Source organism: Streptomyces sp. ActVer, assembly GCF_027270795.1.
In the GTDB taxonomy this organism is placed as follows: Bacteria; Actinomycetota; Actinomycetes; order Streptomycetales; family Streptomycetaceae; genus Streptomyces; species Streptomyces umbrinus_A.
In genome coordinates this window covers 1-13,766 of the sequence record NZ_JAPWHT010000274.1, presented here as the reverse complement: position 1 = coordinate 13,766, position 13,766 = coordinate 1, and the positions used below count along the sequence as shown (strand labels likewise).

Genomic DNA, 13,766 nt, shown 5'->3' with positions numbered 1-13,766 from the left:
ACGCTTCCTTTGTACTCACCCTCTCGGGCTTTCCTCCGGGCTTCCCTTCGGTCTTGCGTTTCCGACTCTATCAGACCGTTTTCCGATCCGATTTCCTCGGTGCTTTCCAGGTTTTCGCTTTCGCGCTTCCCTTTCCGGCGACTCCGACTTTATCAGAAGTTCTGAGTCGGAATTCCCGCCCCGGTCGGGGTGGTCCGGACACGCAGTTGTGCCGGGTTCCCGTTCAGGCGGAGCCGTAAACGTACTGGAGCGGGGCGCCCCGATGCAAATCGAGGGGCCCCGCTCCGGGTTCACGCGTACGAGGTGCTCAAACCTCGACCACGACCGGCAGGATCATCGGCCGGCGGCGGTAGTTGTCGGAGACCCATTTGCCCAGCGTGCGGCGGATGAGCTGCTGCATCTGGTGGGGTTCGACGACGCCGTCCTGGGCCGACCTCTCCAGGACCTCGTTGATCCTCGGGAGGACGTCGGCGAAGGCGGAGTCGTCGATGCCCGAGCCACGGGCCTGGATGTGCGGACCGCCGGTGATCTTGCCCGTGCTGGAGTCCATCACCACGAAGACCGAGATGATGCCCTCGTCGCCGAGGATCTTGCGGTCCTTGAGTGCGGGCTCGCCGACATCGCCGACCGAGAGACCGTCGACGTACACGTATCCCGCCTGGACCTTGCCGGAGATCTTGGCCTTGCCTTCGACGAGGTCGACGACGACGCCGTCCTCGGCGATGACGATCCGGTCGTGCGGGACACCGGTGAGGGCACCCAGCTCGGCGTTGGCGCGCAGGTGGCGCCATTCGCCGTGGACCGGCATCAGGTTGCGCGGCTTGCAGATGTTGTAGAAGTACAGGAGCTCGCCCGCGGACGCGTGGCCCGAGACGTGCACCTTGGCGTTGCCCTTGTGGACGACGTTGGCGCCCCAGCGGGTCAGGCCGTTGATGACGCGGTAGACCGCGTTCTCGTTGCCCGGGATGAGCGACGACGCCAGGATCACCGTGTCGCCCTGGACGATGCGGATCTGGTGGTCGCGGTTCGCCATGCGGGACAGCGCGGCCATCGGCTCGCCCTGTGAGCCCGTACAGACGAGGACGATCTCGCGCTCCGGGAGGTCGTCGAGCGTCTTGACGTCGACGACCAGGCCCGGCGGGACCTTCAGGTAGCCCAGGTCTCTCGCGATGCCCATGTTGCGGACCATCGAGCGGCCGACGAAGGCGACCCGGCGGCCGTACTCGTGCGCGGCGTCGAGGATCTGCTGGATGCGGTGGACGTGGCTGGCGAAGCTGGCCACGATGATCCGCTTGCTGGCGCCGGCGAAGACCTGGCGCAGCACGTTCGAGATGTCGCGCTCGGGCGGGACGAATCCCGGGACCTCGGCGTTCGTGGAGTCCGAGAGGAGGAGGTCGATGCCCTCCTCGCTCAGACGCGCGAACGCGTGTAGATCTGTCAGCCGACCGTCCAGCGGAAGCTGGTCCATCTTGAAGTCGCCGGTGTGGACGACCATGCCCGCGGGGGTGCGGATGGCGACCGCGAGGGCGTCCGGGATGGAGTGGTTGACCGCGACGAACTCGCAGTCGAAGGGACCGATGCGCTCTCGGTGGCCCTCCGCGACCTCGAGCGTGTACGGACGGATGCGGTGCTCCTGGAGCTTCGCCTCGATGAGGGCGAGGGTCAGCTTGGAGCCGATGAGCGGGATGTCCGGCTTCTCGCGCAGGAGGAAGGGGACGCCGCCGATGTGGTCCTCGTGACCATGGGTGAGGACGATGCCCTCGATGTCGTCGAGGCGGTCCCTGACGGAACTGAAGTCCGGCAGGATCAGGTCGATTCCGGGCTGCTCCTCCTCCGGGAAGAGCACGCCGCAGTCGACGATCAGAAGGCGGCCTCCGTACTCGAAGACCGTCATGTTTCGGCCGATTTCTCCGAGGCCGCCGAGCGGGGTGACCCGCAGGCCGCCCTTCGGGAGGACCGGCGGAGCGGCGAGTTCAGGATGCGGATGACTCAAAAGACTCTCCTCACCACACGCGCCACGTACCTGGCAGGGCACGTGGCGCGCGTGACGTTCGTGCAGTAGCAGTTGTCTGGTGGTGCAGGCCCTCCGGCCTGCGGATCGTGCGTATTCAGTTGTGAAGTCTGTGGTTAGAGCTGTACCCCGCCGGCGGCAAGATCGATCTTGAGCTGGGCGGTCTCCTCGGGTGACAGGCCGACCATGGGCAGACGCAGCGGCCCGGCGGGCAGGCCCTGGAGGGCGAGCGCGGCCTTGGTCGTCATCACACCCTGGGTGCGGAACATGCCGGTGAAGACCGGAAGCAGCTTCTGGTGGATCTCGGTGGCCTTCTGGACGTCGCCGCTGACGTACGCGTCGATCATGGCCCGCAGCTCGGGGGTGACGACGTGACCGACGACGGAGACGAAGCCGACCGCGCCCACGGAGAGGAGCGGGAGGTTCAGCATGTCGTCGCCGGAGTACCAGGCGAGGCCGGAGCTGGCGATGGCCCAGCTGGCACGGCCCAGGTCGCCCTTGGCGTCCTTGTTGGCGACGATACGCGGGTGCTCGGCCAGACGCACCAGCGTTTCCGTGTTGATCGGGACACCGCTGCGGCCGGGGATGTCGTAGAGCATCACCGGGAGTTCGGTCGCGTCGGCGATGACCTTGAAGTGCTGGTAAAGGCCCTCCTGCGGGGGCTTGTTGTAGTACGGCGTGACGGTCAGGAGACCGTGTGCGCCGACCTTCTCGGCCGACCGGGCCAGCTCGACGCTGTGGCGCGTGTCGTTCGTGCCGACGCCCGCGACGACGTGGGCACGGTCGCCGACCGCCTCCAGTACGGCTCGTACGAGATCCGCTTTCTCCGCGTTGCTGGTGGTCGGGGACTCGCCGGTGGTGCCGTTGACGATCAGGCCGTCGTTGCCTGCGTCCACCAGGTGGGTGGCGAGCCGCTGAGCGCCGTCGAGGTCGAGTGCGCCGTCCGCCGCGAAGGGCGTGACCATTGCGGTGAGGACCCGCCCGAAGGGGGTCTGCGGAGTGGAGGTCGGAGCCATGGGTAACACGCTACTCGCTGCTCAACGTGCGGTCTGCCCTCGGGGGCGGCGACAAGTCATGACAAAAGAGGAGCCCGGCACTGCCTGCTCGGGGGTTCAAGCAGTGCCGGGTCCGTTTGATCAGGCTAGATGAACTTCTCGAAATGCCGCAATACGGACACTTCGCATGGTTGACCCGTACACATGTGCCCGACCGGGTGACGGAGGTGCGTTACGGCGCCACGCGCCCGTTGGCGTTGAAGGCGGCGTACGTGAGGGGCATGAGCCGGGCCCATTCGGCCTCCATCTTCTCGCCGACCATCTCGATCTCCCGCTGGGGGAAGGACGGGACCTTCGCCAGCTCGTGCTGGGTGCGCAGGCCGAGGAAGTGCATCAGCGAGCGGGCGTTGCACGTCGCGTACATCGACGAGAAGAGGCCGACCGGGAGGACCGCACGGGCGACCTCGCGGGCCACGCCGGCGGCGAGCATCTCCTGGTACGCCTCGTACGCCTGGCGGTAGGAGTCCTCCATGACGCGGCCCGTCAGCTCCTGCTGGGCCTGGGTGCCGTCCACGAAGACGTACTTGCCGGGGCGGCCCTCCTGGACCAGCTTGCGGGACTCTCCCGGGACGTAGAAGACCGGCTGGAGCTCCCTGTACCGGCCCGACTCCTCGTTGTACGACCAGCCGACGCGGTGGCGCATGAACTCGCGGAAGACGAAGATCGGGGCGTTGATGAAGAACGTCATCGAGTTGTGCTCGAAGGGGCTGCCGTGCCGGTCCCGCATCAGGTAGTTGATCAGGCCCTTCGAGCGCTCCGGGTCCTTCTTCAGCTCGTCGAGGGACTGCTCCCCGACCGTCGAGACGCGGGCGGCGAACAGCACGTCGGAGTCGGAGGCGGTGTGCTTGACCAGCTCGACGGTGACATCGCTGCGGAAGCTGGGCTTGAGGTCGTCGGCGGGTGTGTCGGTCACGGCTTGGAGGGTCCTTCCCATCACTGGCTCGGGCGGCGTCCACTCTACGGCCCGGCACTGACAACGGGGCGTTCGGTGTCGTGCCGCGACATTCTTCGCCCAACTTCTGCGAAGTCGGTGAAACCGGGCACCAATTGGGGCTCTCGCTCGTCTGTATTGGTGACAGCGATTCGTTCGAGTCGCCTGTTCCGTCAGACCCCCTTCGAGCCTCCAGAGGAGAAGCGCACTTCATGTTTCGTCGGCGCGAGCCCGTTCCGTTCGCCTTCATCGCCGAAGCCGACAGGTTCCGCAGCAATGTCACTCCCCCACCGTGTCAGCGGGCCTCCGCCGCTGAGCTGGCGGGCCGATGGCTCATAGGCCTCACCGTGGTCGCGGGCCTCGTGGGCTCCCTGCTCATAGGGACGCCCGCCCTGTCCGCCGACAGCTCACCTGCGCATACGCAACAGTCGGACGCGTCGCAGGGCCGTTGACCCTCCTCCCGCCCGGATGGCCTGGGAGCACCCCCATGGACCCCCGAGGGTGGTGACCGGAGATCCCGCTAGGTAGCCTCACCGGGCATAGTCCATGCGTGGATTGAGTGAGGATCAGTCGTGCCCCTGCCCTTTCTGACCGCCGATCGTGCTTTCGACGAGGCGGGCGAGGATCTCGCGCTGCCGTTCGACGATCGCGACCAGTGGCGACGCCCCTACCGGCCCGGACCGTGGCGCGTCGCCGCGGCGGCGCTTCTGCTGCTGCTCGCGTCGTACGTGCTGTTCGCGGCGGTCATCGTCGTGGCGGCCGGCAACCGGTCCGGTGGCGCGGTGTTCCTGGGGCTCGCGGCGCTCGTCATCGTGTGTGCCCTGCGGCTGCTGCGGATGGGCGCGTGGGTGAGCGCGTACGGGCTGCGCCGGGTCCGTTTCCTGGTCACGAGCACGACTCCCTGGGCGAAGGTTCAGACGGTGCGGACGGTCCAGCAGCCGGTGCGCTGGCTCGGGCTGCCGCGCACCGTGCAGGGGCAGGCGCTCGTCCTCATCAGCGGCGACCGCTCCGGTGCCGAGCCGACTCAGTTGCTGACCTCGCACAACGCGGACTTCCTCGGGCGCCCCGACGCGTTCGACCGGGCCGCGGACGGCGTCGAGGTCTGGGCGGACGAGTACCGCGGGCACGCCTGACGGCGAGCGCGGACAGACGCACACAGGCATGGCCGAAGGGGCCGGTCCGCGGACCGGCCCCTTCGGCCATGCCTGTGTGCGTCTGTGTCGGTGCCTCAGGCCCGTACGGGTTTCCCGTCGTGCAGGGCGATCGCGTGCTGCATCGCCTTGCGGGCCCGGGGAGTGTCCCGGGCGTCGTGGTAGGCGATGGCCAGCCGGAACCAGCTGCGCCAGTCGTCGGGGGCGTCCTCGGTCTCGGCCTTGCGCCTGGCGAAGACCTCGTCCGCCGAGTCGCGGTCGATGCGGCCGGCCGAGGTGCGCTTCAACTCGTCGACGGGCAGGCCGCCTTCGGCGTCGAGCTCGGCGGCGAGCCGGTTGGCCCTGCTGACGAACTGGGTGTTCTTCCAGAGGAACCAGATGCCGATCACCGGCAGGATGAGGACAGCGACGCCGAAGGTGACGGTGAGCAGGGTGCCGTTCTGTATGAGCATCAGCCCGCGGCTGCCGACCAGGACGAAGTAGACGACCAGGACGGCGGCCGTGACGGCGTATGTGATCTTCGCGCCCATGGCGGTTACTTCAGATCCAGGAAGTGTTCCAGGCCGAAGGTGAGGCCCGGGGTGTCCACGACGCGGCGTACGCCGAGCAGGATGCCCGGCATGAAGCTGCTGTGGTGGAGGGAGTCGTGGCGGACGGTGAGCGTCTCGCCCTCGGCGCCGAGCAGCACCTCCTGGTGGGCCAGCAGACCGCGCAGGCGGACCGAGTGCACCGGGACGCCGTCGACGTCCGCGCCGCGGGCGCCGTCCAGGGCCGTGACCGTGGCGTCGGGCTGAGGGGCGCTGTCCGCCCGCTGCCGGGCGGCGGCGATGAGCTGGGCGGTGCGGTGGGCGGTGCCGCTCGGGGCGTCCACCTTGTTCGGGTGGTGCAGCTCGATGACCTCGACGGACTCGAAGTACGGCGCGGCCACCTCCGCGAACTTCATCGTGAGAACGGCGCCGATGGAGAAGTTCGGGGCGATGAGCACGCCCGTCTCCGGTGAGGCGGCGAGCGAGGTGTTCAGCTGCGCGAGGCGCTCGTCGGTCCAGCCCGTCGTACCGACCACGGCGTGGATGCCGTGGCGGACGCAGAAGTCGAGGTTACCCATGACCGAGGCGGGCGTGGTCAGTTCGACGACGACCTGGGCGCCGGCGTCCACCAGCGTCCCCAGCTTGTCGTCGCGGCCGAGGGCGGCCACCAGCTCCAGGTCCGCGGCCGCCTCGACGGCTCGTACCGCCTCGGATCCGATGCGGCCCTTGGCACCGAGGACCGCCACGCGCAGCTTGCTCATCTTCTTGCTTCCTTACCGGATTCGGGGGTTACGCGACCGCTTCGTGCAGACGGGAAGCCTGTTTGTCCTTCAGCGGGCCGATGACCGACAGCGAGGGCCGCTGTCCCAGGATCTCGCGGGCCACCTCCCGTACGTCGTCCGGGGTGACCGAGGCGATCCGGGTCAGCATGTCGTCGACGGACATCTGCTCGCCCCAGCACAGCTCGCTCTTGCCGATACGGTTCATCAGCGCGCCCGTGTCCTCCAGGCCGAGGACCGTGGAGCCGCGGAGCTGGCCGATGGCGCGGCCGATCTCGTCGTCCGACAGGCCGTGCTCGGCGACCTGGTCGAGTTCGTCGCGGCAGATCTTCAGCACGTCGTGCACCTGGCTCGGGCGGCAGCCCGCGTACACACCGAAGAGGCCGCAGTCGGCGAAGCCCGAGGTGTACGAGTACACGCTGTAGGCGAGGCCGCGCTTCTCGCGGACCTCCTGGAAGAGGCGGGAGGACATGCCGCCGCCCAGCGCGGTGTTCAGAACGCCCAGGGCCCAGCGGCGCTCGTCCGTGCGGGCCAGGCCCGGCATGCCGAGGACGATGTGGGCCTGTTCGGTCTTGCGGCCGAGGAGTTCGACGCGGCCCGCCGTACGGATGGAGCGGGAGCCGTCGCGCGGGGCGATCGGCGTCGCGTCGGGCTGCTTGAGGGCGCCCGACTTCTCGAAGGCGGCGCGGACCTGGCGTACGACCTTGTTGTGGTCGACGTTTCCGGCGGCGGCGACCACGAGGTGGGTCGGGTCGTAGTGCTTCTTGTAGAAGCGGCGGATGCGGTCCGCGGTGAGGGCGTTGACGGTGTCGACCGTGCCGAGGACCGGGCGGCCGAGGGGGGTGTCGCCGAGCATGGTGTGCGCGAACAGGTCGTGCACGCAGTCGCCCGGGTCGTCCTCCGTCATGGCGATCTCTTCGAGGATCGCGCCCCGCTCGACGTTCACGTCCTCTTCGAGGATCAGCGAGCCCGTGAGCATGTCGCAGACGACGTCGATGGCGAGCGGGAGGTCGGTGTCGAGCACGCGTGCGTAGTAGCACGTGTACTCCTTCGCCGTGAACGCGTTCATCTCGCCGCCGACCGCGTCGATGGCGGAGGAGATGTCCAGGGCGCTTCGCTTCTGGGTGCCCTTGAAGAGGAGGTGTTCCAGGTAGTGCGTGGCGCCGTTCAGAGCCGGCGTCTCGTCGCGCGAGCCGACGTGCGCCCAGATGCCGAAGGTGGCGGAGCGCACGGAGGGCAGGGTTTCGGTGACGATGCGCAGGCCGCCCGGGAGGGTGGTCTTGCGGACCGTACCGATGCCGTTCTCGCCCTTGATCAGGGTTTGGGTACGGGCGACGGCCCGCGCCTCCGAGGAGGTGCGGGCCGTCGCCGTGGAGCTACTCGACGTCACTTGTCGGTGTCGTCCTTCTTCTCATCGTCGCCTTCGCCCTCGATCACGGGGATCAGGGAGAGCTTGCCGCGGGAGTCGATCTCGGCGATCTCGACCTGGACCTTGGAGCCCACGCCGACGACGTCCTCGACGTTCTCCACGCGCTTGCCGCCGGCGAGCTTGCGGATCTGCGAGATGTGCAGCAGACCGTCCTTGCCCGGGAGCAGCGACACGAACGCACCGAAGGTCGTCGTCTTCACGACGGTGCCCAGGTAGCGCTCGCCGACCTCCGGCATGGTCGGGTTCGCGATGCCGTTGATCGTGGCGCGGGCGGCCTCGGCCTGAGAGCCCTGGGCGGCACCGATGTAGATGGTGCCGTCGTCCTCGATCGTGATGTCGGCGCCGGTGTCCTCCTGGATCTGGTTGATCATCTTGCCCTTCGGGCCGATGACCTCACCGATCTTGTCCACGGGGATCTTGACCGTGATGATCCGCGGGGCGTTCGGGGACATCTCGTCCGGCGTGTCGATCGCTTCCATCATCACGTCGAGGATGTGGAGGCGGGCGTCACGGGCCTGCTTGAGGGCCGCGGCCAGGACGGAGGCCGGGATGCCGTCCAGCTTGGTGTCGAGCTGGAGGGCGGTCACGAACTCCTTGGTGCCGGCGACCTTGAAGTCCATGTCGCCGAAGGCGTCCTCCGCACCGAGGATGTCGGTGAGGGCGACGTAGTGCGTCTCGCCGTTGATCTCCTGGGAGATCAGGCCCATGGCGATACCGGCGACGGGGGCCTTCAGCGGCACACCGGCGTTGAGCAGCGACATGGTGGAGGCGCAGACCGAGCCCATGGACGTCGAGCCGTTGGAGCCGAGGGCCTCGGACACCTGACGGATCGCGTACGGGAAGTCCTCGCGCGAGGGCAGGACCGGGACGATCGCGCGCTCGGCGAGCGCGCCGTGGCCGATCTCGCGGCGCTTCGGGGAGCCGACGCGGCCGGTCTCGCCCACGGAGTAGGGCGGGAAGTTGTAGTTGTGCATGTAGCGCTTGCGGGTCACCGGGGAAAGGGTGTCCAGCTGCTGCTCCATCCGGAGCATGTTGAGGGTGGTGACGCCCAGGATCTGGGTCTCGCCACGCTCGAACAGCGCCGAGCCGTGCACGCGCGGGATGGCCTCGACCTCGGCGGCGAGCGTACGGATGTCCGTGACGCCGCGGCCGTCGATGCGGACCTTGTCCTTGATGACACGCTCACGGACCAGGGACTTGGTCAGCGAGCGGTACGCGGCGGAGATCTCCTTCTCGCGGCCCTCGAACTGCGGGAGCAGCTTCTCGGCGGCGATCTCCTTGATGCGGTCCAGCTCGGACTCGCGGTCCTGCTTGCCGGCGATGGTGAGCGCCTGGGAGAGCTCGCTCTTGACCGCGGCGGTCAGGGCCTCCAGGACGTCGTCCTGGTAGTCGAGGAAGACCGGGAACTCGCCGGTGGGCTTGGCGGCCTTGGCGGCGAGGTCGGCCTGGGCCTTGCAGAGCACCTTGATGAAGGGCTTCGCGGCGTCCAGACCGGAGGCGACGATCTCCTCGGTCGGCGCCTCGGCGCCGCCCGCGACCAGCGCGATGGTCTTCTCGGTGGCCTCGGCCTCGACCATCATGATCGCAACGTCGCCGTCCTCCAGGACGCGACCGGCGACGACCATGTCGAAGACGGCGTCCTCGAGCTCGGTGTGCGTCGGGAACGCGACCCACTGGCCGTTGATCAGCGCGACGCGGACGCCGCCGATCGGGCCGGAGAAGGGCAGACCGGCCAGCTGCGTGGACGCGGAGGCGGCGTTGATCGCCACGACGTCGTACAGGTGGTCGGGGTTGAGCGCCATGATCGTGGCGACGACCTGGATCTCGTTGCGCAGGCCCTTCTTGAAGGACGGGCGCAGCGGGCGGTCGATCAGGCGACAGGTGAGGATGGCGTCCTCGGAGGGACGGCCCTCGCGGCGGAAGAAGCTGCCGGGGATCTTGCCGGCGGCGTACATCCGCTCCTCGACGTCCACCGTGAGGGGGAAGAAGTCGAGGTTTTCCTTGGGCTTCTTGGAGGCTGTGGTGGCCGACAGCACCATGGTGTCGTCGTCCAGATACGCCACGGCGGAGCCGGCGGCCTGCTTGGCCAGGCGGCCCGTCTCGAAGCGGATGGTGCGGGTGCCGAAGGATCCGTTGTCGATAACGGCCTCGGCGTAGTGGGTCTCGTTCTCCACTAGCGTTTTCTCCGATACTTTTCGTCTTTTGTCCCGATCCGCCCGTGTGGCGGGGGGACGTGAGCGGAGAAGCGCGCCTTCTGGTGCGGGCCGGTCTTCGATCGAAGCACCCGGGGTTCGCATCGCCCGGGAGCCACTACCGAGGACCGGCGGCGGCGAGGTGCACTTCTCCTCGTGAAACTGCGTCGTGCTACCACACTACAAAGGTGCAGTGACACTCCGCACGTACAGCAAAGGGAGCGGCCCCCTAAGAGTGGGAACCGCTCCCTTCACGGCGTCTTACTTGGCGCCCGCGGCACCGCGGCGGATGCCCAGGCGGTCGACCAGCGCACGGAAGCGCTGGATGTCCTTCTTCGCCAGGTACTGCAGGAGGCGACGGCGCTGACCGACCAGGATGAGCAGACCACGACGGGAGTGGTGGTCGTGCTTGTGGGTCTTGAGGTGCTCGGTCAGGTCCGAGATACGGCGCGAGAGCATCGCGACCTGGACCTCGGGGGAGCCGGTGTCGCCCTCCTTCTGACCGAACTCGGTGATGAGCTGCTTCTTCGTAGCGGCGTCGAGCGACACGCGTACTCCTCGTAGTCTTTGAGTAGCCACCGAGTGCCCCTGGTCCACATCTCAGGGGAGCTTCCGTAACTCGGGAGGCGGGGATCCGCTGGGCGCGTCCTCCAGGGCCCCTGAGGGGCGGTCCGGGGGTGCGTACACATACGGCCGTCACACAGCGTACCAGGAGGTAGGGGTCTCACCGACCGGGGTTCCCGGAGTCCGGGGAGGCCAGGGGCGGTCCCAGTAGGGTGACGCGACAGTTCGTTCGTCAGGTCGGGGCCGTACGTCGGACGCGTACGCCGGGAAGGGGTCGCTTCGTCATGGCCGAGGCAGAGGACAAGGACGTCAAGGCGCGCAAGGAGCGGGAGAGGGACGAGCTCTACGCCCTCGACATCTCGGGCGTCGAATGGCAGAGCGCGCCGGGTACGGAGGAGCACGAGGAGCGGGTCGAGATCGCGTACCTGCCCGGGGGCGCGGTGGCCATGCGGTCGTCCCTCGACCCGGACACGGTCCTCCGGTACACGGAGGCGGAGTGGCGGGCCTTCGTGCTGGGGGCGCGGGACGGCGAGTTCGATCTGGAGCCGGCGCCGCACAACGGCGGGGTTTCGGCGGAGTAGCGCGGCCTTCGAGCGTGCGAGGGACCGGTGGCTTGTATGCCACCGGTCCCCTTTGTTGTGTCGGGGTGCCGCTTCGTTGAGCCGGAGGGCTGCACAGTGAGCCGGAAGCGCGCTTCTTAAGCGCGCTTTTGTCCACTTTGCCGTCCGTACAAGGCCGTTCATACGTCACTTCTGGCCAGGGTGTGACGCAGTGGCTGGGACCGGAGGGGTGGACGGGCCTGCCGTGGGGGTGGTTGTGGTGATTAGGCTGGGGTGGGCGCGGCAGCAGAACCCGGGGACGGGACCGCCGCGTCGCACAGGGGGAGCCGGGGCGCGATGGACAGCCTCGGACGATCGGAACGGTCGCCCCAGCTCGGTATGAGGGTGCTCGACCACACCAGGAGGAATTGTGAACAGCGATCGGGACGGGATCCGCGGGGGCTGGGCCACACCCGGCGATGACCAGTCCGACGCGGAGTCCGCCGTCGAGACGACGGGCGAGTTCACCATCGACTACGCCCCTCCCGCCTGGTACACGCAGAACGCGTCGGGGAGTTCGGAGGCGGCTTCGTCGGCTCCGGTCGAGGAGGAAGAGGAGCCGGGCGAGGCGAAGGTCTCGGACGGGTCCGACGCGACCGACGGGGCCGGTCCGGCGAACGACGGGGCGAACGGGGCGGCGGCTGCGGGGGTGCCCGCGACGCCCTCGGTCTCGCCGGCTTCCGTGCCTTCCTTCGCGCCCGGGGCGCCTTTTGCTCCGCCCGCTGCTGTTCCGCCTCCTTCTGCCGCTGTTCCCCCCTCTACTCCTGACGGTGGTGCGGCTGCCGTTCCGCGGTTGCCTGTGGGGAGCGGGTTCGAGCCTCAGGCTCCGGCTCCCGAGACGCCCGCTGCGGGGCCTGCCGGTCTGCCGAATCTGCCGAACCTTCAGGCTCCTCCGGTGGCGCCTGCGGATGAGACCGAGGAGGACAGCGGGGACATCGAGAGCGGCGCCACCATGCGGATCTCCGCTGTCGCTGTGAAGCGGGAGATCTCGGAACGGGCCGACGCCGAAGCCGCGGCTTCGGACGAGGTCGCCGTCGACGACGCCATCGACGACGCCCAAAACTCGGACGACAACTCCGACGCGGAGGTCGTCGAGGTGGCGTTCGGACCTGAGTCCGATCACGACGACGGCGTGGATGACGTTGACGACGTGGATGGCGTGGATGGCGTCGACGAGGGAGCCGGGGTGGCGGCGTCGGAGGGCGTGGCCGAGGTTTCCGGTCAGGCCGACGCGTCGGACGAGGCCGAAGCGACTGACCCGATCGACGCGGCCGCCGCGACCGACGAAAACGAGAACGTCGGCGCGGACGATTCCCCGGGGGTCGTCGAGCTGCACCAGGTTGACGTCGACGCCGAGGACTCCGCTGACGTCAGCGATGCGGTGCCCGTGGCGGACGCCGAGCCTCAGGACGCCGAGCCGAGCGCTGCGGCCCCGGAGACGGCCGCGGACTCGGACTCCGAGCCGGAGGATGCCGCGCCCGCGAGCCAGGCCGAGCCTCAGGACGCCGAGCCGCAAGACGCCGGACCCAAGGATGCCGAGCCTCAGGATGTAGTGCCCGAGCCCGCCGCGGACGTGGCCGACGCCGTGCAGGACACGCCTCCCGCGTGGGCTCCGCCGCCGGTGCCGCAGGGCGGGCTTCCGCCGTTGCCGCCCTCGTACCAGCCTGCCGCGCCCGCTTCGGCCGCTCAGTGGCCCGCGTCCGCGGAGAGTGAGGGCGGGGCGTCTTCGGCGGAGGCTCCGGTTCAGCCGTCCGTACCGCCGCAGGGGCAGCAGCCCTTCCAGCCGCAGGCTCCGCAGCCTTCGCCGTCGCCCTGGCCCGCCACACCCGTTGCGCCTACCGCGGCCGACGCTCCTGCTGCAGCCGCGACGCCCGCCGCTGACGTACCTCCGTCGGCGCCGGCCTCCGCTGCTCCGGCGGCTCCCGGGCAGCCGGGCGGCTACGGATTCCCGCAGTTCAGCGCCCCGGGTACGGCTCCGGGTCCGCAGGACAGCATTCCCCGTACTACTCCGGAGCCCCAGGACAGCGTCCCCGGTGCGGCCCCTGCGGCGCAGGCCCCTCCCGGCTTCCCGCAGCCCGGACCTTCGACCGCGCCTCCGGCTCAGGCTCCGGCACCGACGCCTGCGCCTGCGCCTGCGCCTGCACAGCAGAATCCGGCCCCGGCACCCAAGGCGGCTACGGCTTCCCGCAGTCCGGCCCCGCCGCCGCCCAGCCCACTCCCCCGGCACCCGCACTCCAGACACCGGAGGTACCCCAGGACGGCTACGGCCTCCAGCAGCCGGGCCTTCCCACGCCGCCCCAGCAGCCCGCTCCGGTCCAGCCCGCTCCGGCGGCGCCGAACGCCCCGGCGCAGGCTCCCGGTTACGGCTTCCCGCAGCAGGGGACCCCGGCCCCGAGCACACCCAACGCGCCCGGCCCGCAGCCTGGTTACGGGTTCCCGCAGCAGGGCGCTCCGGCGCAGAGCGGGCCCAGCGCACCTGCGCAGCCGCCCGCCGGTTACGGGTTCCCCCCGCAGGGGACCCCGGCCCC

General features: G+C 69.3%; 11 protein-coding genes and 2 pseudogenes. 5 read left to right on the top strand and 8 right to left on the bottom strand.

The features are described from left to right. Positions 1–307: 307 nt before the first annotated feature. The 3 genes from O3Q52_RS34295 to thyX all read right to left on the bottom strand — a co-directional run bounded on the left by O3Q52_RS34295 (position 308) and on the right by thyX (position 3,979). Positions 308–1,993, bottom strand: a complete 1,686-nt coding sequence (locus O3Q52_RS34295; RefSeq protein ID WP_269652543.1) for a ribonuclease J — start codon at positions 1,991–1,993, stop codon at positions 308–310. A gap of 134 nt (positions 1,994–2,127) precedes the next feature. Next, entirely contained in the window at positions 2,128–3,027 is a 900-nt protein-coding gene (gene dapA / locus O3Q52_RS34290) for a 4-hydroxy-tetrahydrodipicolinate synthase (protein WP_055615916.1), read from the bottom strand. Between the two features lie 211 nt (positions 3,028–3,238). Continuing rightward, complete coding sequence (gene thyX, locus O3Q52_RS34285) at positions 3,239–3,979, bottom strand: FAD-dependent thymidylate synthase (protein WP_189845216.1); 741 nt, start codon at positions 3,977–3,979, stop codon at positions 3,239–3,241. Positions 3,980–4,209: 230 nt separating this feature from the next. On the opposite strand from thyX, the gene O3Q52_RS34280 reads away from it, so the two are divergent. Both O3Q52_RS34280 and O3Q52_RS34275 read left to right on the top strand, forming a co-directional pair. Continuing rightward, positions 4,210–4,449, top strand: coding sequence for a hypothetical protein (locus O3Q52_RS34280; RefSeq protein WP_269652542.1), 240 nt, complete (start codon positions 4,210–4,212; stop codon positions 4,447–4,449). A 120-nt stretch (positions 4,450–4,569) separates the two neighbouring features. Continuing rightward, complete coding sequence (locus O3Q52_RS34275) at positions 4,570–5,130, top strand: hypothetical protein (protein ID WP_269652541.1); 561 nt, start codon at positions 4,570–4,572, stop codon at positions 5,128–5,130. A gap of 95 nt (positions 5,131–5,225) precedes the next feature. Here the strand turns inward: O3Q52_RS34275 and O3Q52_RS34270 are convergent, their stop codons facing one another. From O3Q52_RS34270 to rpsO, 5 genes are all read right to left on the bottom strand, one after another. Next, on the bottom strand, positions 5,226–5,678 hold the full coding sequence (locus O3Q52_RS34270; protein ID WP_269652540.1) for a hypothetical protein: 453 nt from the start codon (positions 5,676–5,678) through the stop codon (positions 5,226–5,228). A 5-nt stretch (positions 5,679–5,683) separates the two neighbouring features. After that, positions 5,684–6,436 carry a 4-hydroxy-tetrahydrodipicolinate reductase gene (dapB, locus tag O3Q52_RS34265; RefSeq protein ID WP_269652539.1) on the bottom strand — a complete coding sequence of 251 codons (753 nt, stop codon included), beginning with the start codon at positions 6,434–6,436 and terminating at the stop codon, positions 5,684–5,686. Between the two features lie 28 nt (positions 6,437–6,464). Continuing rightward, complete coding sequence (locus O3Q52_RS34260) at positions 6,465–7,844, bottom strand: pitrilysin family protein (RefSeq protein WP_055615910.1); 1,380 nt, start codon at positions 7,842–7,844, stop codon at positions 6,465–6,467. Beyond that, positions 7,841–10,057, bottom strand: a complete 2,217-nt coding sequence (locus O3Q52_RS34255) for a polyribonucleotide nucleotidyltransferase (RefSeq protein ID WP_266754124.1) — start codon at positions 10,055–10,057, stop codon at positions 7,841–7,843. Before O3Q52_RS34255 ends, O3Q52_RS34260 begins: the two co-directional genes overlap by 4 nt. Positions 10,058–10,336: 279 nt before the next feature. Beyond that, positions 10,337–10,624: a 30S ribosomal protein S15 gene (gene rpsO / locus O3Q52_RS34250; protein WP_019075416.1), complete on the bottom strand. Its 288-nt coding sequence runs from the start codon at positions 10,622–10,624 to the stop codon at positions 10,337–10,339. Between the two features lie 299 nt (positions 10,625–10,923). On the opposite strand from rpsO, the gene O3Q52_RS34245 reads away from it, so the two are divergent. From O3Q52_RS34245 to O3Q52_RS34240, 3 genes and pseudogenes are all read left to right on the top strand, one after another. Next, positions 10,924–11,220 carry a DUF397 domain-containing protein gene (locus O3Q52_RS34245; protein ID WP_269652538.1) on the top strand — a complete coding sequence of 99 codons (297 nt, stop codon included), beginning with the start codon at positions 10,924–10,926 and terminating at the stop codon, positions 11,218–11,220. 388 nt (positions 11,221–11,608) lie between these two features. After that, a pseudogene (locus O3Q52_RS54455) lies at positions 11,609–11,737 on the top strand (SCO5717 family growth-regulating ATPase); the annotation flags it as partial. 396 nt (positions 11,738–12,133) lie between these two features. After that, positions 12,134–13,766 (top strand): annotated as a pseudogene (locus tag O3Q52_RS34240) (hypothetical protein); the annotation flags it as partial.

Bases quoted from the DNA above. Each gene is read 5' to 3' on its own strand.
- dapB (WP_269652539.1), bottom strand. From the start codon at position 6,436: ATGAGCAAGCTGCGCGTGGCGGTCCTCGGTGCCAAGGGCCGCATCGGA.
- O3Q52_RS34245 (WP_269652538.1), top strand. From the start codon at position 10,924: ATGGCCGAGGCAGAGGACAAGGACGTCAAGGCGCGCAAGGAGCGGGAG.
- dapA (WP_055615916.1), bottom strand. From the start codon at position 3,027: ATGGCTCCGACCTCCACTCCGCAGACCCCCTTCGGGCGGGTCCTCACC.
- O3Q52_RS34280 (WP_269652542.1), top strand. From the start codon at position 4,210: ATGTTTCGTCGGCGCGAGCCCGTTCCGTTCGCCTTCATCGCCGAAGCC.
- O3Q52_RS34270 (WP_269652540.1), bottom strand. From the start codon at position 5,678: ATGGGCGCGAAGATCACATACGCCGTCACGGCCGCCGTCCTGGTCGTC.